Annotated in this window: 16 protein-coding genes; 10 read left to right on the forward strand and 6 right to left on the reverse strand. The window is 68.7% G+C overall.

The annotated features are described in order from the left end of the window. Positions 1-5 precede the first annotated feature (5 nt). The 5 genes from ACWF0M_RS08080 to ACWF0M_RS08100 are packed head-to-tail and all read right to left on the reverse strand — an operon-like array spanning position 6 to position 7,750. The gene (locus ACWF0M_RS08080) at positions 6-2,153 is read right to left on the reverse strand and encodes a glycosyltransferase family 2 protein (RefSeq protein ID WP_452234900.1); all 2,148 of its coding nucleotides are present in this window, start codon (positions 2,151-2,153) and stop codon (positions 6-8) included. Continuing rightward, entirely contained in the window at positions 2,150-3,865 is a 1,716-nt protein-coding gene (locus ACWF0M_RS08085; RefSeq protein ID WP_452234901.1) for a hypothetical protein, read from the reverse strand. The genes ACWF0M_RS08080 and ACWF0M_RS08085 overlap by 4 nt, the downstream gene beginning before the upstream one ends. Beyond that, positions 3,858-4,682, reverse strand: coding sequence for a hypothetical protein (locus ACWF0M_RS08090; RefSeq protein ID WP_452234902.1), 825 nt, complete (start codon positions 4,680-4,682; stop codon positions 3,858-3,860). The genes ACWF0M_RS08085 and ACWF0M_RS08090 overlap by 8 nt, the downstream gene beginning before the upstream one ends. Then, positions 4,682-6,964, reverse strand: a complete 2,283-nt coding sequence (locus tag ACWF0M_RS08095) for a glycosyltransferase family 2 protein (protein ID WP_452234903.1) — start codon at positions 6,962-6,964, stop codon at positions 4,682-4,684. Before ACWF0M_RS08095 ends, ACWF0M_RS08090 begins: the two co-directional genes overlap by 1 nt. A gap of 33 nt (positions 6,965-6,997) precedes the next feature. Beyond that, the gene (locus ACWF0M_RS08100) at positions 6,998-7,750 is read right to left on the reverse strand and encodes an N-acetyltransferase (RefSeq protein WP_452234904.1); all 753 of its coding nucleotides are present in this window, start codon (positions 7,748-7,750) and stop codon (positions 6,998-7,000) included. 120 nt (positions 7,751-7,870) lie between these two features. On the opposite strand from ACWF0M_RS08100, the gene ACWF0M_RS08105 reads away from it, so the two are divergent. After that, entirely contained in the window at positions 7,871-10,099 is a 2,229-nt protein-coding gene (locus tag ACWF0M_RS08105) for a hypothetical protein (protein WP_452234905.1), read from the forward strand. Here the strand turns inward: ACWF0M_RS08105 and ACWF0M_RS08110 are convergent. Next, the gene (locus ACWF0M_RS08110) at positions 10,092-11,114 is read right to left on the reverse strand and encodes a PseG/SpsG family protein (RefSeq protein WP_452234906.1); all 1,023 of its coding nucleotides are present in this window, start codon (positions 11,112-11,114) and stop codon (positions 10,092-10,094) included. The two genes, ACWF0M_RS08105 and ACWF0M_RS08110, sit on opposite strands and share 8 nt — an antisense overlap. Positions 11,115-11,248: 134 nt before the next feature. Here ACWF0M_RS08110 and pseB point away from each other — a divergent pair, with 134 nt between their 5' ends. The 9 genes from pseB (at position 11,249) to ACWF0M_RS08155 (ending at position 23,323) form a co-directional block, all read left to right on the forward strand. Next, positions 11,249-12,232, forward strand: a complete 984-nt coding sequence (pseB, locus tag ACWF0M_RS08115) for a UDP-N-acetylglucosamine 4,6-dehydratase (inverting) (RefSeq protein ID WP_452234907.1) — start codon at positions 11,249-11,251, stop codon at positions 12,230-12,232. 1 nt (position 12,233) lies between these two features. Next, positions 12,234-13,361 carry a DegT/DnrJ/EryC1/StrS family aminotransferase gene (locus ACWF0M_RS08120; protein WP_452234908.1) on the forward strand — a complete coding sequence of 376 codons (1,128 nt, stop codon included), beginning with the start codon at positions 12,234-12,236 and terminating at the stop codon, positions 13,359-13,361. Positions 13,362-13,494: 133 nt separating this feature from the next. Next, positions 13,495-15,039, forward strand: a complete 1,545-nt coding sequence (locus tag ACWF0M_RS08125) for a hypothetical protein (RefSeq protein ID WP_452234909.1) — start codon at positions 13,495-13,497, stop codon at positions 15,037-15,039. Then, positions 15,039-15,854 carry a hypothetical protein gene (locus ACWF0M_RS08130; protein ID WP_452234910.1) on the forward strand — a complete coding sequence of 272 codons (816 nt, stop codon included), beginning with the start codon at positions 15,039-15,041 and terminating at the stop codon, positions 15,852-15,854. Before ACWF0M_RS08125 ends, ACWF0M_RS08130 begins: the two co-directional genes overlap by 1 nt. Next, complete coding sequence (locus tag ACWF0M_RS08135) at positions 15,842-16,588, forward strand: cytidylyltransferase domain-containing protein (RefSeq protein WP_452234911.1); 747 nt, start codon at positions 15,842-15,844, stop codon at positions 16,586-16,588. Before ACWF0M_RS08130 ends, ACWF0M_RS08135 begins: the two co-directional genes overlap by 13 nt. A gap of 50 nt (positions 16,589-16,638) precedes the next feature. After that, on the forward strand, positions 16,639-17,487 hold the full coding sequence (locus tag ACWF0M_RS08140; protein WP_452234912.1) for a class I SAM-dependent methyltransferase: 849 nt from the start codon (positions 16,639-16,641) through the stop codon (positions 17,485-17,487). An 80-nt stretch (positions 17,488-17,567) separates the two neighbouring features. Then, the gene (locus ACWF0M_RS08145; RefSeq protein WP_134130290.1) at positions 17,568-17,912 is read left to right on the forward strand and encodes a DUF485 domain-containing protein; all 345 of its coding nucleotides are present in this window, start codon (positions 17,568-17,570) and stop codon (positions 17,910-17,912) included. 17 nt (positions 17,913-17,929) lie between these two features. Further along, positions 17,930-19,549 (forward strand): solute symporter family protein, encoded by a 1,620-nt coding sequence (locus ACWF0M_RS08150; RefSeq protein WP_452235211.1) that lies wholly within the window; start codon positions 17,930-17,932, stop codon positions 19,547-19,549. A 183-nt stretch (positions 19,550-19,732) separates the two neighbouring features. Next, entirely contained in the window at positions 19,733-23,323 is a 3,591-nt protein-coding gene (locus tag ACWF0M_RS08155) for a discoidin domain-containing protein (RefSeq protein WP_452234913.1), read from the forward strand. Positions 23,324-23,461 lie beyond the last annotated feature (138 nt).

Genomic DNA, 23,461 nt, shown 5'->3' on the forward strand with positions numbered 1-23,461 from the left:
GAGGCTTACGTGACCTCGAGGTGGAGGGTGCCGGCTAGGGGGCGTACGGCGAGGGTGCGGGGGGAGCGGTTGACGGTCAGGGGCAGGCGGCTGGAGAGGAATGGTTCGCAGTGGACTGCGTGGGACGTGCCGTCCGGTGCGGTGGCGAAGAGGATCCAGTCCGCCGGCTCCAGCGCTGCCATCTCCACCACCGCGGCCCAGCCGTCGTCCGAGACGGTACGTCGGCACGCGACGTCCACGTGGTCGTCGGAATCCGGCAGGTACCGCCGCCAGCTGAAGTCGACGTCACCCCAGTCGGGGCCCCGCACAACCAACATGTTGCCCGCAGCAACCGCAGCGGTCGCGGTCATCCGGATCGGGGACTCGTGCAGGTTCACGTACCCGCCGGTCGACCGGGTCAGCATCACCGCACGCCCGCGTTCGGCGTGTGAGACCAGCCGATCGCCCGCCGTCCACAACAGCACCTGCTCCTGCCCCTCCGGCCCACGGACCCGGAACGCCCGCGTCGTCCGCTGACTGAACGGGTCGTCCGGATTGATCTCCGCGAGGATCGGCCCGATGGGCAACCGCGCGGTGAAGTCCCGGCCGTTCACCTCGAGCGGCACCGCTTCCTCACCACCCGACAACGGCCGGCTCACGAACAGCGACGGCTCGTCGAAGGTCGACCGCCCGTGCAGTACCAGCGCGTCGGGGGTCTGCTCGACCGACGTCAACCGGCACGGATCCGCCAACCGCCGTACGGCGAACGCCCCGTCCTTGCCCGGACCGGGCTGGATCCAGTTCGTGCCATCGATCCACGACCCGGGCGGCCATCCCGGGCTGCCGGCCTTCTGGCCGCGCAACAGGTCTCGCCGCCGGATCGCACCGGCCCGCAGCCGTACGTCGAAGTGCGACGGGCCGGCCGTGCACTTGGCGAGCAGCTCGCGACTGACACGAACCTCGAATCCGGCCAGGCTTTCCTCGCCACGCAGGTCCGTCGCCGGAAAACGCCGTACCGGAAGCCGGAAGTTCTTCCCGGCGATCACCAAGTCGATCCGGAGGTTCGACGGCGTCGACTGGAGGTGCCGGATCTCGGCGGTACCGCGGATCGACAGCTCGCCGTCGATCCACGTCACCTCGCGGACACTCGTCGCCATCGTCAGGTCGGCCTTGGCGAGCTCCAGGTGTTCGAGAACCGCGTCCGGGTCGAGTGCGATCTTGTGCAGCAGTTCGAGATCGCCCGCCCGCAGCGCGGCGAACTGGAGTTGGGCGAGGCGTGGCGAGCTCACCAGCACGTCCTCGTCCAGACGATCGAGGAGCTCGGTGGTGAGCTCGACCAGGTGCTGCTCCTCCTCGGGCGGGACTGTGCCGAAGGCCGAGAGGATCGCGTGCAGGTCGATCTGCCGGAAATGCGCGTGCACCCGCTGCCGGATCGTCGGCAGCGCGTCCTCGATCTCGTCCAGCACCAGACCGGCCGAGACGACCCGGTCGCGGATGTTCGCGAGCTGGAACTTCTGCTGCGTGATCGAGTCGCCCGACTCGCGCTCGCGCCAGAAGTACACCGGCGCCGCGAGGGTGTCGACGGTGACCGAGTCGAGATGCGCCTTCAGCGTGACCGGGTAGTCCTCGTACCGGATCGCCGGAAACCGGTAGCCGTACTCGTCCCAGAACGACCGCCGGTACACCTTGTTCCACACCATCCGGTCGAGCACCAACTCAGGCGTCTCGGAAATGTGCGTGGCCAGGCGATTTTCCGTGAACGCCTGCGCATGCAACCACGACGGCCGTACGCCGTAACTGTTGTTGAACCGTCGCGCGTTGCCGGCGGCGAAATCCGACCCGGTCTGGTCGAGCGACCGGACCAGCATCCCGAACCCGTGCCGGGTGACCAGGTCGTCGCTGTCGACGAAGGTGACGTACTCCCCCGACGCGTGCTCGACGCCGGTGTTGCGCGCCGGTCCGAGGCCCGCGTTCTGCTGCTCCACGATCCGGAACCGCGGGTCGCGGACGCAGAACTCCTTCGCGATGACGGCACTGTCGTCCGGCGAACCGTCGTCGACCAGGATTGCCTCGAAGTCGCCGAAGGTCTGCCGCGCGATCGAGTCCAGGCAGTCCCCGATGTACGCCCCCACGTTGTAGAACGGCACTACCACGCTCAGGCGTGGTTTCCTCATCGCTTCCTGATCCGGCGGGCGAGCTTGCGGGCGACGACCTTCGGCTTGCGGATCTGGGCGGCGTGGAAGATCACCCGCGAGACGGCGTACGTGCGGGATCCGCGGATCCGCTCGTGGGCCGTGGTCAGCCGCTGGAGCTGGCCGCGGAGTTCGCGAATGCGGTTCTCGCGGGTCTTCATCGCCTTGTTGCGGAAGCCGAGGGTGCGTTCGAGGCCGTAGACGTGGCCCTTCAGCTCGAACAGCTCCTGCTTGGCTTCCTCGGCTTCTGCGACGGCCGTGCGTACGTCGACTGTGGTGGTGCTCGTCTCCAGTACGACGTCCAGCGCGGCGGCGAGCTCCTTGCCGCGGGCAACTTGTTCGGTGGTGGCGGGCAGGGCGTCGGGGCTCGTGGCCGGGGTCGACTCGGGCGGCTCGACGCCGGACATGCCGAGCCACGCGGAGACGAGGTCGTCGCCGAGCATCCACGGCGGCCACGGGTGGCGGCGGTGCTGACCGATCAGGCGGTCGTGGAACCGCGCCCACGCGGCGGCCAGCAGGTCCTCTTTGTCGACGGAGTCCTCGGCCACCCAGCCCGAGACGCCGTACGCGAAGGAGTCGCCGTCGTAGATCACGTCGTCCCACCGGACGATCACACGAGAGGCAGTCACCCAGTCCCCGAGATCAGCCGCCAGCTTGCGGAAAGCAGGCACATCCTCAGCCGACGCGAGCCGGAACAGCACACTCTCCACCGAGACACCCGACGGGACGGTGGCGGGGACAACGGAGGGGTCGAAGAGGAGCGCGCCGCCCGCGTCGGCGGAGCCGGCCGGCCGAGTGGCGGTGGCCGTCGGGGCGGGGGTGTCGGTGACGGTGGTGTCCCAGCCGGTGAGAGTTTGGTCTGCGGTGAGGACTGATTCGGCTGTTTGGGCGTAGATGTCGTGGGTGGCGGCGGCACCTGTGATTGCTAGCCAGTTGGTGGGGATTGCGGCTAGTAGGCCGGCTCGGGCGGCGGTGTCTACTCCCTCAGCGGCCGGTGACAGCAGCGGGACGTCGGCCGACTCCAGCGCGGTGCCGGCCAGGCGGGTGGGGAGTTCGCCGGGGCGGGCGGTTGCCGCGACGTCGGCCCGGATGAAGGTCCGGGACCCGAAGTCGGCGTACACCTCGGCGGTCCACGGCAGCGCGGATTTGAGCTGGTCGACCGAGACCGGGCGGGTCGGGTCGTCGTGGAGCGGACGCCACTCGTCGTCACCGTGGCGTTCGTCCGCGGGCCTGCTGTCCAGCAGGTTGAGCAGCGAGAACTCGTTTTCCAGCCCGAGTACGACGACCGCGTCCGGAGCCGCCAACGCAGCGAGCGTGGTCAAACGCGCGGTCCACGACAGGTCGGCGCTGTCATACCCGAGGACCCGATCGAGTCCGTCGGAAGCGATGATCACGTCGTACGGCTCGGTCTGCAGACCGTCGAGCGCGCCGGCGATCACCTGCAAACACGGCCCGAAGTCCTCGCCGAGTTGCTGCGCGTCGGCGACCGAGCGGACCAGGATCGTCACGTCCGCGGAGTGTGCGAGCACCGATTCGATCAGCTGCGGGGCATGCGGTCCGAGGATCAGCGTCCGCCGGTTGGCGGGTACGACGTCGGTCAGCAGCGCGGCGAGCGCCGGCCGCGGCGTCGTGTGATCGGTCCACGGCTGCATCTCGCCGCGTACGACCTGAACCCCAGAAGCCGGCTCAGACACGCTCTCTCCAATCGAACAGCGACCGCAGTTCCGCGGCCGGCATCATCCAGGGTTTGCCGAGCTCCAGGTCGGTGGTCGCCCGGGCCGCTTCGAGATCCACGGTCTTTCCGAGCATTTCCGGCCAGAGCCGCTCGATCCGGCTCTGGCCGCCGAACAGCGGGTTCTCGCCGTCCATCTCCATCGGGTCGCCGTACACCGCCGGTTCGCACCCGGCCGCGACGCCGTAGAAGATCGCGGTCGACAGCCGGTTGGCCGCGACCCGCTTGTGCTTGCGCAGCTCGGACAGCTGCTTGAACAGGAACCGCCGGTCGGTGCCCTCGTACGAGAACCCGCGGCGCCCGAACGACACCACCCGGAAACCCGCGTCCTCGTAGAAGCCGCGCACCTCTGGCCGGTCGTATTCCGTGTAATACAACGAAAAGGTGACCGGGCCGGGCTCGGTCTCCCGGATCTCGTCGATCAGCCGCTGGTGGTCGCCGTGGATCTTGCCGCCCTCCCACCCGTGGAAGAGGAACCACAAGGTGCCCTCACGCTCGACCAATTCTTCCGGCTCCGGTTCCAGCTCCATCAGGTACAGGAACGGCGCACCGATGCTGTGGTAGTTCCGTCGCCCGAGCGAGTGCCCGCGACGTCGCGGCGCATCGCTCCAGGTGAACCGCCAGGCGCCGTCGTAGAACTCGTGCACCGGGTTCCAGCCGCAGCCGATGTTCCAGCCGTGCTGCAGGTAGCCCCGCAGCCGTGGCGGGTGGTCGAAATCGAACCCGGCGTACCGGGAGAGGATGTGCGTCTGACCGTAGTAATGGTTGTGGTGATGCATCAGCGCACCTCGACGTGCAGAGTACCGGCATGGGGTCGAACAGCGAGCGCATGCGACCCGTGAGTGCCGTGTGTTATTGCCAACGGCAACCGGCTGCACAGGAACGGCTCGCACTGTACGGCGTGCGCCGCACCGTCTGGAGGGGTGGCGAACAGGATCCAGTCGGCCAGCGCGGCCAACGGATCGACCGAGACCTGCACCGCGGTCACCGGGATCAAAGCGTCCACGTCGACCGCCGCGGACCAGCCATCGGCGGTGAGGGTACGACGGCACTCGACGTCGAGATGCTCGTCGGAGTCGGCCAGGTACCGCCGCCAGCTGAACGTGACATCGCGACCCTCCAAGCCACTCACCAACAACTGGTTGCCCTCGACAACCGCCGCCACAGCGGTCGTCCGGATCGGCGACTCGTGCAGATTCACGTACCCGCCGGTCGAGCGGGTCAGTGTCACCACCCGGTCGTCCACGACCCGCGAGACCGCCGAGTCGCTCGCGGTCCACAGCAGCACGCGCTGCTCGCCCTCGGGTCCGCGGACGCGGAACACCCGGGTCGTCCGCTGGCCGAAGGGGTCGTCGTGGTTCGCGGCCGCGAGGATGTCCTGGATCGGCACCCGGGCGGTGAAGTCACGCCCGTCGATCTCCAACGGAACCTCCTCCTCGCCACCGACGACCGGCCGGCTCAGGTACAGCTCCGGCTCGTCGAACGAGGCCCGCCCGTGCAGCACCAGCTCGTCGGCCGTCAGCTCGACCGAAGTCAACCGGCACGGGTCCGTCAGCCGTCGCAGCGAGAACCAGCCGTACCTCCCAGGCCCCGGCTGAATCCAGTTTTCCGAGTCGATCCACGCACCGGGCGGCCAGCCGGGACTCCCCGGGCCCTGACTGCCGAGCATGCCCTTCCGCTCCCGCCGCCCTGACCGCATCCGCACCTCGAAGTGCGCCGGCGCGCCGGTGCACTGGCTGAGCAGCTCCTGGTCGAGCAGCACCTCGAACCCGACGAGCGTCGTGTCCCCGTGCAGGTCCAACGCGGGGTACCGACGTACCTCCAGCGGGTACGTCGTCTTGCCGACGGCCAGTGCGACGTCGAGGGTCGACGTACACAACGTCTCCAGGTGGCGGATCTCCGCGGTGCCCTTGACCGACAACTTGCCGTCGACCCAACCCACCTCGCGCACGCTCGTCGCGAGGGTCAGGTCCTGTTCGCGGAGCTGGTACAGCGCCCGCGGTACGGCGGACTCGCCGAGGCCGGGGTAGTTGTACTCGAGCCGCCGGGCCCGCGGTACGGCGCGCGCCCCGCCGCGGAGCCCGCCCGAGTTCCGGAAGTCGGCGAGCCGTCGGAGCAGCTCCACATCGCCGGATCGGAGCGCGGCGTGCTGGATCCGGTCGTACCGGTGTGTGGCGGCCAGAACGTCCTCGTCGAGCCGGTCGAGCAGCTCCCGGGACAGATCCACCAGCGCCTGCTCGTCGTCTGCCGGGACGGTGCCGAACGCGGACATCAGCGTCAGTACGTCGATCTGCGCGAGATGCGCGTGCACCCGCCGGCGGACCACCGGTACGGCGTCCTCGACCAGGTCCACGACCATCCCGGCCGAGGTCACCCGGTCCCGGATGTTGCCGAGCTGGAACTTCTGCTGCGTGATCGACTCGCCGGACTCGCGCTCACGCCAGTAGTAGACGGCCTGCGTGATCGTGTCCACGGTCACCGCGTCCAGGTGCGCCTTGAGCGCGACCGGGTAGTCCTCGTACCGGATCGGCGGGAACGTGTACCCGTACTCGGTCCAGAACGACCGGCGGTAGACCTTGTTCCAGAGCATCCGGTCCAGGACCAGATCGGGGAACTCGGTGACGTGCGTGGCGTGCCGGACCCGTGCGAACGGCTGCTTGTGCAACCACGACGGCCGTACGCCGAAGCTGTTGTTGAACCGCCGCGCGTTACCGCCGGCGATGTCCGAACCGGTGCGGTCCAGCGTCCGGACCAGCGCGCCGAACCCGTACCGCGAGACCAGGTCGTCGCCGTCGACGAACGCCAGGTACTCGCCGGCGGCCTCCCGGATGCCGGCGTCCCGGGCCGGACCGGGGCCTGCGTTGTCCTGCTGGATCAGCCGGAACCGCGGGTCCCGGGCACAGAACTCCTTCGCGACGACCGCGCTGTCGTCCGGCGAACCGTCGTCGACGAGGATCGCCTCGAAATCGGACCAGGCCTGTCGGGCGATCGATTCCAGGCAGTCCCCGAGATACTCGCCGACGCCGTAGAAAGGCACCACTACGCTCAACCGCGGCGTCACTCCGGTGTGCCCTCCTCCGCGGTCGCTGAAGATCTACGTAGCGGCAACGAGGTGGACCGTGAGGAGGTTATGCACAGGTTCGAACCCGTAGCGGGACCAGACCCGCTGGATGCCGATCTGATGCGCCTGGGCGGTCACCACCAGGCGTCGCGTCGTACAGACGTCCTCGATCGCGGCCAGCAGGTGACCGTACCGGCCACGACCCTGCTCGGCCGGTACGACGCCGGCCAGCTGGATCTCGGTCCACGACCGCTGCTCGTCGACAGCAGCCAGCGCGAGCACCCGCCGATCCGGACCCCGCAGTACGACGGCGCCCGCTGCGCCGATCCGCCGCCGGGCCCACTCCTGGCGCCCGGCCAGCGCGAGCGCCCGGTCGAACATCGGGTTGGAGCAGTAGTGGTTGCCGGAGTCGCCGAAGACGTCCGCGACCAGGTCGTCCACCAGGTCGTCGTCGACCTCCGGCTCGAGCTGCGCGGTGAAGCCGGCCAGCGGCGCAGGTCGCCGGCCCTTGCCGACCGGGAGCACCCAGCCGGTGACGGCGTCGGCCAGCAACGCCTTCCGCGGACCGTCGGCCAGCGCGGCGAACCAGGTGGTCTCACGCGCCGGGTAGCGCAGCACGATCACGTCCGCGGTCGACTTCTCGACCGCGGCCAGCACCTCCGCGAGCGGCGTACCGGCCGAGGCGGACACCGACATCCGGTCGATGGAGACCCCGAACCGCTTCGCCGCGTCCACGGACGGCCGCATCGTCAGCTCACCGGCTTCAAGGGCGTCGTACCAACTCATAGGCCGCAGAGCTTAAGGCATCAGAGTTACCAGGCGTGGGGCGAGGCCTACTCTCCGGGGCCTCACAAGGAGTGACACTTTGCATTCGTGGCGCGACTGATTTCACATTAGTGTTACGACATGCGCGCGAAAGCGAGGCGGCGGGGGCCGCGGACTGCGGGGCCTTCCCTTTCCGGTCTGGTCGCCGGGCTCGCGGTCGTGCTCCTGGCGATCGTGCTGCTCGCGCTGCACGCGACGGTTTTCGAGGTTGTCCGGTTCGTGCTGTTCACGGCCGTTGCGGTGACGCTGCCCGGGTTCGCGCTCTGGCGGCTGCTCGGCGGATACGGGCGCAACCTGGTGGAGGACCTCTCGGCCGGGTTCGCGGTCGGCACGGCGGGCCAGGTTCTGGTCTACCTGGCCAGCGCGTCGATCGGGCTGCAGGCGTGGTCGTGGGTGTGGGCGCCCGTGGTCCTGGTCATCGCCTTCGTGGACGGCGACGCGCGGGCCCGGGTCTGGCGGCGGGTCGAGCAGCCGTTGCGCCCGCTGCAGGCCTGGCTGCTCGCGGCGTCGACGGCGGTCGTGCTGCTGATCGTGTACCGGCGCGGGCCGGGACAGTTCCTCCCGGCGTACACCGACCCGCTGCGCGCGTACCCCGACCTCGCCTTCCAGCAGGCGCTGGCGGCGAGCGCGAAGTACGACGTACCGATCTCGACGTTGTGGCTCGGTGGCGAGCCGATGAAGTACCACACGTTCTTCCATCAGGCGACGGCCGCGACGCAGTGGGGGACGCGGATCGACCTGACCGATCTGATCCATTCGCTGAGCTGGCTGCCGCTGTTCCTCGCCGGGTGCGGGCTGGTGTTCGCGCTGACCAGTCGCCTGGCCCCGACCGCCGAATCCGGTGCCACGTGGGCCGGACCGCTCGCGGTGCTCGTCGCCGGTCTCGGTGGGGCCGTGCAGCCGTTGGCCGGCGTCGGGCTGGGCGGGATCTCGACCGCGGTCGCGGCGTACCTGAGTCCGACGCAGAACCTCGGGGTCCTGATCGCGCTGGCACTGTGCGTGGTGGCGGTGGACCTGCTGCGGGCCGACGGCAGGCCGTGCGGGCGGTGGGTGCTGCTGGTGCTGCTCGCGCTGATCGCGGCCGGGGCGAAGTCGACGATCCTGCCGTTGGTGGGTGCCGGGTTCGCGTTCGCGTTCCTGCAGCTGGGGTTGGCGCGGCGGAGTACGCGGCCTGCGTTTCTCGGCGGACTGCTGTCGCTGACGGTGTTCGTGGCGGCGTTGATCGCGATCTTCGGCGGGAGCACGTGGGGGACGGAGATCAAGCCGTTCGAGACGTTCGTCCAGTTGGCGCCGTACCCGATGCTGGCGTCGAACCCGCATGCGCAACTGTTGTCGGGGGCAACGACTCTGCTGAGCTGGGCGCTGGCTGCGTCGGGGCTGTTCTTCCTCGGCCGGAGGTGGCGGGACTCCGGTGCGGTGTTCCTGGCCGGGGTCGCCGTCGCCGGGTTGCTGGGCACCTTGCTGACGACCCAGTCGGGGGTCAGTCAGCTGTACTTCCTGCGGACGGCTTTCCCGGTGATCGCCGTACTCGCGGTTGTCGGGCTGGCGAATCTGGTCGGGCGGCTCGGAGATCGGCGGGCCGTGGTGCTCGTCGGCGCGGCCGGACTGCTCGGCTTGGTGGCCCTCGCAGTCGCTCGGTCGCAGTCCGCCGACCTGCCCGGCATCAAGGGCCCGTGGGTGTGGACGGCCGGTGCCGTGGCGGCTGTCGCGCTGCTGGTGGCCGTCGTGTGGAAGCTGGCGCGCCGACCGGGCAACTTCTTCGTCGCGTTGCTCGGCGGCGCGGTGGCGGCATGCATGATCGGCGCGACCCTGGTGCCGTTGCAGGGCTTCGTGTCGGACAAGGCATCGAACCTGGTCTTCGCCCACCCGTTCCGCGGCGGCGCGACGGCGGCCGAGGCCGGCGCGGCGCAATGGCTGCGGCGCAACAGCGCGCCGGGCGACCTGATCGCGACGAACGCGCACTGCATCATCGAACGCGACGGTCTCTGCGACAGCCGGCACTTCTGGCTCGCCGCGCTGTCCGAGCGTCCGGTCCTGATCGAGGGCTGGTCGTACTCCAACCAGGCGAACCGGATCGCCCTCACCAGCAACACCAACCCGAGCCTCATCCCCTACTGGAACAGCGAGGATCTCGCCGGTAACGACATCGCGTTCAAGGCCCCCACCCCGGCAGCGATCGAGCGCCTGCGGCAGGCCGGAGTGCGCTGGCTGTACGCCGACCACCGGGCCGGCTACGTGTCCCCTGCGCTCCGCAACTACGTCCGCTTGCGGCACGCCACGCTGGACGCGACGATCTACGAACTCAGATGAGCTGCAGCAGGGCGTCGGCGACTCGCTCACGCCCGCGGCCGTCGACGAGCTCCCACCCGGCCCTCGCGAGCCGCCCCCGCTCGGCGGAGTCGGTGAGCAATCGCTTGAGCGTCGGGACCGCCTCCGAGGTGTCATGCTGCAGCGCGCTCAGCAGGCCGAGCCCGGCGGCTGCACCGGTATCTACGGCGCGTTCGTAGCCCATCTCCTGGTTGTCGACCACACACACCAGTCCCGCGGTAGCCCCGAGACACAACAGCTCCCAGGTCGACGTACCGGAAGCACTGATCGTCAGGTCCGCGTCACGTACTCGGGCCGCCAATTGATCGGTCGGCCCGATGACGTCGAGGTGCTGGTGCGGTTGCAGTTCGACGGCGGCGATCTTCGCGGCGAGATCCGGCCCGGGCGCGACCACGGTGGCCTCGAACGGCAGACCGGTCGCGGCCAGCGCGCGGGCGACGTACGGACCGGCGCCGAAGGCATCCGTGCCGCCGAAGAACGCGAACACCGTCGGTACGGCGCTTTGCCGGTCGACGGGCGGCGCGGCGGGACGGTGGTCGAGGATCTCGTCGCGGATCATCACGTACGGCAGGCCGGCGAGGCGGATCGAGTCGCGCGGCAGCAGCGGGTGGTCGAGCTCGGCCGCGAGGTTCTGGTCCACCAGCACGTCCGCCTCGGCTCCGCGGAAGTCACCGTCGACGATCGCCAGCGTCGGCAGACCGGTCGCCCGGACATCGGCGTACACGGACGCGTCCAGGTCGTACGAATCGAACACCACCGCGTCGAGCTCCAGCCGATCGAGGAGCTCGACATGCTCGGCGGACCCCCACACTGCGGGCTGTACGGCGATCCCGCGGGAGGCGATCTGCTCCGCGGCCCACGGCACGGTGTGCGCGTCGCAGACGAAGACGAGCTCGACGTCGCGGCGGCGTACCTCCTCGGCCAGGGCCAGGCAGCGCATCACGTGACCGACGCCCCGGGCCGGCCCCACATCACATCGCACCCCGACGCGTTTCACGGGCCCCAGCGTACGTTTGATCATGTTGCGCTGAGACGGTGGATTGAGCTGGTCGTTCACCGGGCAGCTATTGTTTCGAGGTCCGTACTGCGTGTGTGCAGCTCGGAACTGTCCGTCAGAAGGGTCCCGCTCGCGTGTCAATCCTTACCGGTTCCGACATCCTGGTCACCGGCGGTACCGGGTCGTTCGGCCGGACGTTCGTACGGCACGCGCTGGATCACCTGAACCCGCGACGGATCATCGTCTTCAGCCGCGACGAGCTGAAGCAGTGGGAGGTCCGCCAGTCGTTCGGCGACGACCCGCGGCTGCGGTTCTTCCTCGGCGACGTCCGTGACCGCGCCCGGTTGCTGCGGGCGATGCACCGGGTCGACTACGTCGTGCACGCAGCCGCCTTGAAGCAGGTGGACAGCGGCGAGTACAACCCGTGGGAGTTCGTCCAGACCAACGTGATCGGGTCGCAGAACGTCATTGAGGCGGCTATCGACTCCGGCGTGAAGCGGGTCGTCGCGCTGTCCACGGACAAGGCGTCCAGCCCGATCAACCTGTACGGCGCGACCAAGCTGACCGCGGACAAGCTGTTCATCAACGGGAACCACTACGCGGCGGCGTACGACACCCGCTTCAGCGTCGTCCGGTACGGCAACGTGATGGGCAGCCGGGGCTCGATCATCCCGAAGTTCCGCGCGCTGCACACGGCCGGGCAGTCGCTGCCGATCACCGACCTGCGCTGCACCCGGTTCCTGATCACGCTGCCGCAGGCGGTCGAGTTCGTGGTCGACTCGTTCGACTTGATGACCGGCGGCGAGCTGTACGTGCCGCGGATCCCGTCGATGAAGGTCACCGACCTGGCCGAGGCGATCGCGCCCGGCGCGACCATGCACGACGTGGGCCTGCGCCCCGGCGAGAAGCTGCACGAGGAGATGATCAGCCCGGAGGAAGGCCGCCGCGCGCTGTCCCTCGGCGACCGCTTCGTACTGCAGCCCGATCTCGCCACCTGGGGCTACCAGCCGCCGACCGGTGGTACGCCGGTGTCGGACGGATTCCACTACGCCTCGGACACCAACGACCAGTGGTACTCGATCGACGAGATCCGCAAGATCCTCGAGAGCGACGACTGACGTGCTTCCGTACGGGCGCCAGTCGATCTCGGAACAGGACATCGAGGCGGTCACCGCCGTACTGCGCGGCGACTGGCTGACCACCGGACCCACGGTCACCGCGTTCGAAAACGCGATCTCCGAGCTCGCCGGCGGACACCGGGCGGTCAGCTGCACCTCGGGCACCGCGGCCCTGCACATCGCGTACGCCGCCCTCGGCGTCGGCCCCGGCGACGAGGTCGTCACCACCCCCATGACCTTCGTAGCCACCGCCTCCTGCGCCGCGATGCTGGGCGCTCGCGTGGTGTTCGCGGACGTGGACTACGAAACCGGCCTGCTCGACCCGGCTGCCGTCGAAGCTTCTTTGTCGGATCGGTCAAGGGTCATCACCGCAGTCGACTACGCCGGCCAATCCGCCGACTACCCGGCACTGCAGGTTCTGGCTGACCGAGTAGGCGCGCGCACCCTCGCCGACGCAGCGCATTCCGTCGGCGGTTCGGCGTACGGACGCCCGGTAGGCGACCTCGCCGACGTCACCACCATGTCCTTCTTCCCCACCAAGAACCTCACCACCGGCGAAGGCGGCGCGGTGGTCTGCAGAGATGATGTCGTTGGGCAGCGCGCCCACGAGTTCCACTTCATCGGCCTGGTCCGGGACCCTTCACGCTTCGAACTGACCGACGAAGGGCCGTGGCACCAGGAGGTCCACGAGTACGGCGTGAACTACCGCCTGACCGACCTGGGCGCCGCGCTCGGGCTGTCCCAGCTACGCCGGCTCGCGGAGTTCAAGCGCCGCCGGGCCGAGATCACCGCCCGCTACAACGCGGCGTTCGCCGACGCCGACGGGCTGCGTACGCCGGTGCAGCGCGCCGGGGTCGACCCGATGTGGCACTTGTACCCGGTTCGCGTCCTCGACGGCCGGCGGCGCGAGGTCTTCGAGGCGATGCGGGCCGCGGGGATCGGCGTACAGGTGAACTACATCCCGGTGTACTGGCACCCGGTGTTCGCCCACCAGGGCTACCAACGCGGCCTCTGCCCGAACGCCGAACGTTTCTACGCCGAAGAACTTTCCCTCCCCCTCTTCCCGGATCTCACCGACAGTGACGTCGACCGGGTAATCGACACGCTCCTGAACCTGGTCGACCAATGACTCCTGCATACCTCAGCAACCCGCGCCCTAGGCTCGTCGGCCGGCTTGGTGATGTGGGGAGTTCTGCTGGTCGTTTCAGGTGGGCAGGACTCCCCAAACCACTTGTCGCGGGGAGCTGGGGCAGGGTGAGCTGTTGACGACCCACGACGAACTGACAACGCAGACCACGAAGGTGACGGATGTGACCCGGTCGAACCTGATCGGCGGCGAGATGCTCAACTGGTCGGATCTGCACCCGGGCGACGCCCGTCCCGCGGCCGCCGGCCCGGCCGCCACAGCGCTCCTGGCCGCCACCCTCCGCCCCGACGACACCGTCCTGATCGCCGGCCCGCACGCCGCCGATCTGATCACGGCTGCCGTCGCGCAGGTCACGTCGGTCGACCTGCTGGTCCGCTCGGCCCCGGACGCGGAGGAACTCGCCGAGGTGTTGGCTGACGCCAAGGGTCAGGTCTATTGCGGGTCCCTCGACCGTTTCTCGGTCGAGGGAAAGGACGAGCCCGCAGGCGAATCGGGCCGCGGTTACGACGTGGTCGTCGCGTTGGACGGCCTCGAGCGGCTGGTCGGGCCCGACACCGCGAGCTTCCCGTGGACCGAGGCGCTCGGGCGCTTGCAGGCGCTCCTCACCCCGGGTGGGCGACTGCTGATCGGCGCCACGAACTCCTTCGGCTTCGAGCGCTTGATTCAGCCAGACATCACGGCGGCGCTTCCCCGCGACGAGGACTGGGGCCGAGCCGCGGAGGACCGCGCTCCGGCAGGCTTCAAACCGCTCGCCGCCGCCCTCCGGGCGGCCGGCTTCGCCCACGGAGGGGCGGAGGGTGGCCACGGACCCGCCGACGTCCGTCAGCCCGGAGACCTACGGGCGTACGCCGTTTTCCCTTCGCTCGTTCAGGCGGATGTCGCGCTCGCCGCGGTGGATGGGTTCGCGGGTGTCGTCGCTGCTCGGGCTGTTGCTGCGCGCAACGACGGTCCGGTGTTGATGGACCCGTACCGCGTGGTGCTGGATGCGGCTGCGGCGGGGTTGGCGTTCGAGCTGGCACCTGCCTGGTACTTCGTGATCGGTACCGAGGCGCCTGCTGTGCTGCCGGCCGGTGTGGTGCCGGAGGGCGAAGGTGTTTTGCTGGAGGAGCACCTCCTGATGGCCTTGCGCTGTGATGATCAGGCGGAACTGCGGCGGGTGATTCCCGGGTACGTGGCTTGGCTGGGTGCGGGAGGGGCCGGCTCGCCCGACAACGTGATCCTGGACCGTGCGGCGGACGGCGTGGGTTCGGGCGCGGCGTCGTACCGGTTGTTTGGGGAGCCGCAGGAGTTGGATGTCGTCGAGCACCTGGCGCGGTTTGCTCGGCGGGCATTGGAGGGTGGGGGGCGGCAGCCGTGGCCCGCGGCGGCTGACCCGCACGCATTGACCGCGCGGCTCGCGGCGATGGCCGGGATCACCGTGCCCGAGCAGGAGTACACCCCGGACGAGGTCGTCCGCCCGCGCGGCAGCGCCGAGCAGCTGACCACGGTCGCCCGACTCGCCGACGAGCTCGCCCATGCGAGCGCCCGCGCGATCCTCTTCGAAGGCACGGTCAGCGGCATCCGCCGCTCGCTCCCCTATCGCGTCGGCCACGCCGTCCTCAACCCGGCCCGGGTGATCCGCCGCCGCCTCAAGCGGGTGCTCAGGAAGGTACGGCGCTGATGCACCACGCCAACCATTTCTACGGGCACGCCGACATCATGGCGACGTACGCCGGACTCCCGAAACCACCGCGGATCTGGGGCTACCTGCAGCACGGCTGGAACATCCTCGACGGTTTCGCGCACGGCACGAACTTCGCGCCCGGGATGCCCAAGTTCGTCTGGTCGGACAGCGTCCGCCGCCGCGGCCACGCGCTCGGCCTGCGCAACTACTCGGTGATCGGCTCGGTCTGGCTGTACCTGCTGAAGACCCATCCCGAACTGGCGACCCCCGCGAAACGGGCCAAGGGCACCATCTTCTACCCGTTCCACGGCTGGGAAGGCCAGCACGTGCTCGGCGACCACGGCCGGATCGTTGCCTCGATCAACGAGCACGAGACCGGCCCGGTGACCGTCTGCCTGTACTGGAACGAATACGACAAGCCCGCGATCCGGAACGTCTACCAGGACGCCGGATTCCGGGTCATCACGCACGGCTACCGCGGCCTGCACTGGCGCAAGACCGACGCCAAGTTCCTGGTCAAGCAGCTGCGCGAGCTCCGCAAGCACGAACGGGTCGCCTCCAACCGGCTCAGCTCCGCCGTTCTGTACGGCGCCTCGCTCGGCCTGGGCGCGGGGGTCTACGGTGATCCCATGGTGCTGGAGAACGAGCACCCGTCGTTCGGCGGACAGGCGCGGATCAAGCGGCTGTGGCCGGAGCTGGACCAGCCGTACGTCCCGCCGGCGGTCGCCCGTGAGTTCACCGACACCGAACTGGGCGTCGACCACGTCGCCGGACCCGCAGAAATCCGGGAGATGTTCCGATGGAACAACTGAAGATCGGAATCGTCACGCAGGTTCGCGTGACCAGCACCCGGCTGCCGGCCAAGGTGCTGCTGGCCGTTGCCGGGCGCTCCTATCTCGAGCATCACCTCGACCGGCTGGGCCGCACCGGCCTGCCGGTGATCGTCGCGACCACCACGAACGTCCACGACGACCTGGTGGTGCAGGTGTGCCAGGAGGACGGCATCCCGGTCTTCCGCGGCAGCGAGGACGACGTACTGAGCCGCTTCGCCGGCGCCGCCCGCGAGCACGACCTGGACGCGATCGTCCGGGTCACGTCCGACTGCCCGCTGATCGATCCCGAGATCGTTGCCGCGGGCGTCGATCGGTGGCGCGCCGAGAACGACCTCGACCTGTACATCTCGAACTGTCTCGAGCGCACGTACCCGCGGGGCATGGACTTCGAGATCTTCTCCACCGCCCGGTTGTACGACGCGGAGGCGAAGGCCACGCTCACGGCGGATCGCGAGCACGTGACGCCGTACCTGCATCAGAACCGGTCCGGCGAGATGCGGCTGCTCAATCTCCCGTGGTCCGGCGGCTCCAAGAATGCAGCGCAGTACCGGCTCACGCTCGACACCGCGGACGACTGGAAGTTGCTCGACGCCCTCATCGAGGACTTCGGCGCGACGAGGCTCGGCTGCGCCGAACTGGTCGCGATTCTGGACGAGCACCCGGAACTGGCCGCGCTGAACGCGCACATCGAACAGAAGAAACTCGGCGAGTAGCAGGTACCACACGCTCCGCTGTGTCGTTCCCTGGGGCATGATTTACCGTGATGACCACCAATGATCCGGCCGGGGACTCCGCCGCTGCCCCGGAGAACGGCGCAGACAACGGCGCGCACGCCGCGCGGGCCAAGTCGTTCGGCGCGGTCGCGGCCGCGTACGAGGTGGGTCGGCCGACGTTCCCGGTCGAGGCGCTGAACTGGATCCTGGGCCCGGGCCGCGGACTGCAGGTGCTCGATCTGGGCGCCGGCACCGGCAAGCTCGCCGCGGTCGCGGCCGAACTCGGGCACGACGTGATCGCCGTCGACCCGTCGCAGGAGATGCTCGAGGTGTGCCGCCGGCGGCCCGGTATCGACACCATGGTCGGAGCCGCGGAGTCGATCCCGCTCGCCCACGCCTCGGTGGACGCGGTGATCGTTGGACAAGCCTTCCATTGGTTCGACCACGCCCGCGCGCTGCCGGAGATCGCCCGGGTACTGCGCCCGAACGGCGTACTGGGTCTGCTCTGGAACAACGCGGACACGGTGGTCCCGTGGGTCCGCCGGATCTGGCAGGTGATGCAGGGTGACGGCGTCGGCGGCAGCGACCGGTTCGATCCGGTGCCGATCCTGGAGCAGTCGAACCTGTTCACGCCGCCGGAGAGCACCCGGTTCCGGCACTGGCACGACCTGAACCGCGACGGACTGCGGCAGTTGGCCCAGTCGCACTCGCGGGTCGCCGTCCTCAAGGACACCCGGCGGGATCAGGTCCTGGACCAGATCGACCTGATCTACGAGCACACCGCCCGGCCCCCGGAGGCGCTGCGGATGCCGTATTTCACCGACTGCTTCCGCGCGCACCCGAGCGAGTTCGCGAACTATCGCCGTACGATCGACGCCCCGGTGGCACCGCATCTGTAGAAACATTTTGGTTGCGGAAGGTCAGAAACAGGCGACTTGCGGCTAACGTGCACCTGTTCTAGTCCACCGAAGGGGAACTCATGGACGAGGAAGTGGTGCGCGAGCGGGACGCCCGCGCCTATGAGGCGGTGCACGACGCGGCCGACTTCAAAGAGCTGAAGCGGCGGTACAAGAACTTCGTCGTACCGTGGACGATCGCCTTCATGGCGTGGTACCTGGCGTACGTCGCCTGCAACAACTGGGCCCGCGGCTTCATGGATCACCGGTTGGGTGGCAGCCACATCAACGTCGCGCTGATCTTCGGCCTGTTGCAGTTCGTGTCGACGTTCGTGATCGCGGCCCTGTACGGCCGGTTCGCCAACCGCAAACTCGATCCGCTCGCGCACGGCCTGAACGCCAAGTACAAGAGGGAGCGCCGCCGGTGAACTCGCTTCTGATCCCGATGGCCGCCGAGCCCGGCAACCGGGCGCTGACGATCTCGCTGTTCACCGCGGTCGTTGCCGTGACGCTGTACATCACCTGGTGGGCGTCCCGGCAGAACAAGACCGCGGCCGACTACTACGCCGGCGGCCGCTCGTTCACCGGCGCGCAGAACGGCCTGGCGGTGGCCGGCGACTACATGTCCGCGGCGTCGTTCCTCGGCATTTCCGGCCAGATCGCCCTCTACGGGTACGACGGTTTCCTGTACTCGATCGGCTTCCTGGTGGCCTGGCTGGTCGCGCTGCTGCTGGTCGCCGAGCTGCTGCGGAACTCGGGCCGCTTCACGATGGCCGACCAGCTCGCGTTCCGGATGAAGCAGAAGCCGGTCCGTACGGCGGCCGCGACCTCGACGATCGTGGTCTCGATCTTCTACTTGCTGGCCCAGATGGTCGGCGCCGGTTCGCTGGTCGGTCTGCTGCTCGGTGTGAAGAGCGAGGGACTGAAGGCCGCCGTGATCGTGCTGGTCGGCGCGCTGATGATCGTCTACGTGACGATCGGCGGCATGAAGGGCACCACCTGGGTGCAGATCGTCAAGGCCGTGCTGCTGATGGCCGGCACGGTCGTGATCACGTTCCTGGTGCTGCTGAAGTTCCACTTCAACATTTCCGACCTGCTCGGCTCGGCCGCCGCGAAGTCCGGGAAGGGCGAGTCGTTCCTGCAGCCCGGCCTGCTCTACGGCAAGGACCTCACCGGCCAGATCGACTTCCTGTCGCTCGGCCTCGCGCTGGTCCTCGGTACGGCGGGTCTGCCGCACATCCTGATCCGCTTCTACACCGTGCCCGACTCACGCTCCGCGCGCCGGTCGGTGCAGTGGGCGATCGGCCTGATCGGCGTGTTCTACCTGATGACGCTGGCCCTCGGGTTCGGTGCGGCGGCGCTGCTGGACACCGGCAAGGGTTCCGCGGTCGAGGCGTCGAAGGGCAACGTGGCGTCGCCCCTGCTGGCCGAGGCTGTCGGCGGCGGGGCGGGCTCGATCGGTGGGGCGATCCTGCTCGCACTGATCGCGGCAGTCGCGTTCGCCACGATCCTCGCGGTGGTGGCCGGGCTGACACTGACCTCGGCGTCGTCGTTCGCGCATGACCTGTACGCGAATGTCATCTCCAAGGAGAAGCCGACCGAGAAGCAGGAACTCCGGGTCGCGCGGTTCGCGGCGATCGGGATCGGCGCGGTGGCGATCGGGCTGGCAATCCCGGCGCAGAAGCTGAACATCGCGTTCCTGGTCGCGCTGGCGTTCGCGGTCGCGGCCTCGGCGAACCTGCCGGCGCTGCTGTTCAACCTGTTCTGGAAGCGGTTCAACACCTCGGGCGCGGTCTGGAGCATCTACGGCGGCCTGACCTCGGCCGTCGTCCTGGTGGTCTTCTCGCCGGTGGTGTCCGGCAACGGCGCGAAGTCGATGATCACCGGGACGGACTTCCACTGGTTCCCGCTGTCGAACCCGGGCATCGTGTCGATCCCGCTGGGCTTCCTGTTCGGCGTGCTCGGCACGTACCTCGGCCGGGACAAGTCGAGCGAGGCCCGCTACAGCGAACTCTCGGTCCGCGCGCTCACCGGCGCCGGCGCGGAGGGTGCCGCCAAGCACTGACGCAGTACACCCAAGGGCCGGCTCGCATTCTTGCGAGCCGGCCCTTCGCTGTCACGAGCCGTTGACGCACGGTTGATGCTGCCGTAACAATGAGCCAACGCCGCGCAAGAATTGAGCAAGCCAGCGAAAGTTTTGGACTCCAGTGCGGCGGCTCTTCCCTGTCCCGCCCACCAGGAGAGGCCCATGCGAATCCCGAAATGGCGACTGCCGGTCGCCCTGCTCGCCGCGAGCCTGGCGCTCGCAGCGAGCCCACTGCTCCACCCGACAGGCGCCGGCACCGCGTCGGCCGCCGTACTCGCCGGTCCCAACCTCGCCGCCGGCAAGACCGCCTCGGCCAGCAGCAGCACCCAGAACTACGTCGCGTCGAACGTGACCGACGGCAACCAAGCGACGTACTGGGAGAGCGCGAACAACGCGTTCCCGCAGTGGGTCCAGGTCGATCTCGGTACGTCGGTCGCGACCAACCAGGTCGTACTCAAGCTACCGACCGCGAACTGGGGCGCCCGCGACCAGACCCTCGCCGTCCAGGGCAGCACCGACGGGCAGAACTTCACCGACCTGTCCGCGTCCGCGGCGCGCACGTTCAGCCCGCCGAACAACACGGTGACCGTCGACTACGGCACCGCCACCACGCGGTACGTCCGGATCCGGATCACCGCGAACACCGGCTGGCCCGCCGGACAACTCTCCGAACTCGAGGTCTACGGACCGGCAACCGGTGACACCCAGGCTCCCACCGCCCCGGGCAACCTGGCCTTCACCGAGCCCGGCGCCGGACAGATCAAACTCACCTGGAGCGCGTCGACCGACAACGTCGGCGTCACCGGGTACGACGTCTACGCGAACGGTCAGCTGCGGACCAGCGTGGCCGGCAACGTCCTCACGTACACGGACAACCAGCCGGCGAACGTCTCGATCACGTACTCCGTGCGTGCGAAGGATGCTGCTGGCAACCAATCCGCGAACAGCAACACAGTCACTCGCAACGGCAGCGGCGGCCCGGGCAGTAACCTCGCGCTGCACAAGCCGATCACGGCGTCGGGATACACGTTCACCTACGTTCCGGCGAACGCGAACGACGACAACGTGACGACGTACTGGGAGGGCAACGCCAACCCGGCGACGCTGACCACCGCGCTGGGTGCGAACGCGGACCTCAGCTCGATCGTGGTGCGGCTCAACCCCGACTCGGCGTGGGGACCGCGGACGCAGACGTTCTCGATCCTCGGGCGCGAGCAGAGCTCGTCGACCTTCACGACGATCGTCGGTTCGGCCGGGTACAACTTCGACCCGGCGAGCGGCAACAGCGTGACGATCCCGGTGAGCGCGCGCGTGGCCGACGTACGGCTGAACTTCACCGGCAACACCGGTGCACCGGCCGGGCAGGTCGCTGAGCTGCAGGTGCTCGGCGTACCGGCACCTAACCCGGATCTCACGCTCTCCAACGTCTCGTGGACACCGACGTCGCCGGTCGAGACCGACGCGATCACGGTCCGCGCGACGGTGAACAACGGCGGTACGGCGGGGTCTGCCGCGACCGACGTGAACTTCTACCTCGGCGACACCAAGGTCGGTACGGCGGCTGTCGGCGCGCTCGCGGCCGGGGCGTCGACGACGGTCAGCGCATCGATCGGGACGCGTGACGCGGGCTCGTACGCGTTGAGCGCCAAGGTCGACGAAGCCAACTCGGTGATCGAGCAGAACGACGGGAACAACACGGCGAACGCATCCGGTCCGCTCGTGGTGACTCCGGTCGCAAGCTCCGACCTCGTCGCGGCCGCGGTGAACTGGACTCCGGGCAACCCGGCGGCCGGCAATGCTGTCGCGTTCTCGGTGTCCTTGAAGAACCAAGGCAGCGTCGCCTCTGCGTCTGGTGCGCATGGGATCACGCTGACGGTGCTGAACGGGTCGTCCGTGGTGACGACACTGACCGGCACCTACAACGGGGCGATCGCCGCCGGCGCAACCACGCCAGCTGTTGCTCTCGGCAACTGGACCGCGGTCAACGGGCGCTACACAGTGCGCGTGGTGATCGCGGACGACGCCAACGAGTTGCCGGTGAAGCGTTCGAACAACACCAGCGAGCGGCCGTTCTTCGTTGGTCGCGGCGCGAACATGCCGTACGACCACCTCGAGGCCGAGGATGCCTCGGTCGGCGGCGGCGCGTCCGTCATCGGACCGAACCGGACGATCGGCGACCTGGCCGGCGAGGCCTCCGGGCGGCGCGCGGTCACACTCAACTCGAACGGCGCGTACGTCGAGTTCACCACGCGGGCTTCGACGAACACCCTGGTCACGCGCTTCTCGATCCCGGACTCGTCCGGTGGCGGCGGCCAGTCGTCGACGCTGAGCGTCTACGTGAACGGGACCTTCGCCAAGACATTGCCGCTGACCTCGAAGTACGCCTGGCTGTACGGCGCGGAGGCGTCGCCGAACAACTCGCCAGGCTCCGGACCGGCACGGCACATCTACGACGAAGCGAACCTGATGCTCGACCAGACCTACCCGGCCGGGACCAAGATCCGGCTGCAGAAGGATCCGTCGAACGGTACGACGTACTCGATCGACTTCCTCGACACCGAGGCGGCCACCGTCGTCGGCAACCCGGGTGCGGGCTTCGTGACGCCGACCGGGTTCACCCAGCAGGACGTGCAGAACGCGCTCGACCGGGTGCGTCAGGACAGCTCGCTGCAGGGTGTGTACCTGCCGCCCGGTGACTACGACACGTCGTCGAAGTTCCAGGTGTACGGCAGGGCGGTCAAGGTCGTCGGCGCCGGGCCGTGGTTCACGCGGTTCCACGCACCGACCACGCAGGACAACACCGACGTCGGTTTCCGGTCCGAGGCGTCGGCGAACGGCTCGACGTTCAGCGGATTCGCGTACTTCGGCAACTACACGTCGCGGATCGACGGACCCGGCAAGGTATTCGACTTCTCGGGTACTGCGAACATGACCATCGACAACATCTGGGTCGAACACATGGTCTGCATGTACTGGGGTTCGAACACCGACACGTCGACGATCAAGAACTCGCGGATCCGGGACACGTTCGCCGACGGCATCAACATGACGAACGGGTCGTCCGGCAACACGGTCAGCAACAACGACGCCCGCTCCACCGGTGACGACAGCTTCGCGCTGTTCAACGCCACGGACAACGGTGGCGGCGAGGTCCGGGACAACGTGTTCGAGAACCTGTCCGCAACGCTGACCTGGCGGGCCGCCGGGTTCGCCGTGTACGGCGGGACGAACAACGTTTTCCGGAACCTGTACGCCGCGGACATGCTCACGTATCCCGGAATCACCATCAGTTCCCTGGACTTCGGGATCCCGATGAACGGGTTCGGGGCCACGCCGCCGACACAGTTCCAGAATGTTTCCGTCGTACGTTCCGGTGGGCATTTCTGGGGCAACCAGGCGTTCCCCGCGGTGTGGGTCTTCTCGGCGTCGAAGATCTTCCAGGGGATCCGCGTCAGTGATCTGGACATCGTCGATCCGACGTACAGCGGGATCATGTTCCAGACGAACTACGTCGGCGGCCAGCCGCAGTTCCCGGTCGCGGACACCGTCTTCACCAACACGACCATCTCCGGCGCCCGCAAGTCCGGCGACGCCTTCGACGCCAAGTCCGGCTTCGGCATCTGGGCCAACGAACTCCCCGAACCCGGCCAAGGCCCCGCCGTAGGCTCCGTCACCTTCAACAACCTGACCCTCACCAACAACGCCAAAGACATCCAGAACACCACCACAACCTTCACCATCAACCGCAACTGACCCTCGCAGCGCCGTACGACGGGCTCACCTGGAAGGACCCAGGTGAGCCCGTCGTACATCCGCAGCACCTAGCCCCGCGACCGCGCGATCCCGCAGACACAGACCTCGAGAGCGACGGCAGCGCGCAGCCCGGCGTCA

The sequence above is a fragment of the Kribbella sp. NPDC055110 genome, assembly GCF_053607525.1.

Bases quoted from the DNA above. Each gene is read 5' to 3' on its own strand.
- ACWF0M_RS08155 (WP_452234913.1), top strand. From the start codon at position 19,733: ATGCGAATCCCGAAATGGCGACTGCCGGTCGCCCTGCTCGCCGCGAGC.
- ACWF0M_RS08100 (WP_452234904.1), bottom strand. From the start codon at position 7,750: ATGAGTTGGTACGACGCCCTTGAAGCCGGTGAGCTGACGATGCGGCCG.
- ACWF0M_RS08080 (WP_452234900.1), bottom strand. From the start codon at position 2,153: ATGAGGAAACCACGCCTGAGCGTGGTAGTGCCGTTCTACAACGTGGGG.
- ACWF0M_RS08105 (WP_452234905.1), top strand. From the start codon at position 7,871: ATGCGCGCGAAAGCGAGGCGGCGGGGGCCGCGGACTGCGGGGCCTTCC.
- ACWF0M_RS08090 (WP_452234902.1), bottom strand. From the start codon at position 4,682: ATGCATCACCACAACCATTACTACGGTCAGACGCACATCCTCTCCCGG.
- ACWF0M_RS08135 (WP_452234911.1), top strand. From the start codon at position 15,842: ATGGAACAACTGAAGATCGGAATCGTCACGCAGGTTCGCGTGACCAGC.
- ACWF0M_RS08140 (WP_452234912.1), top strand. From the start codon at position 16,639: ATGACCACCAATGATCCGGCCGGGGACTCCGCCGCTGCCCCGGAGAAC.
- ACWF0M_RS08130 (WP_452234910.1), top strand. From the start codon at position 15,039: ATGCACCACGCCAACCATTTCTACGGGCACGCCGACATCATGGCGACG.
- ACWF0M_RS08145 (WP_134130290.1), top strand. From the start codon at position 17,568: ATGGACGAGGAAGTGGTGCGCGAGCGGGACGCCCGCGCCTATGAGGCG.
- ACWF0M_RS08150 (WP_452235211.1), top strand. From the start codon at position 17,930: ATGGCCGCCGAGCCCGGCAACCGGGCGCTGACGATCTCGCTGTTCACC.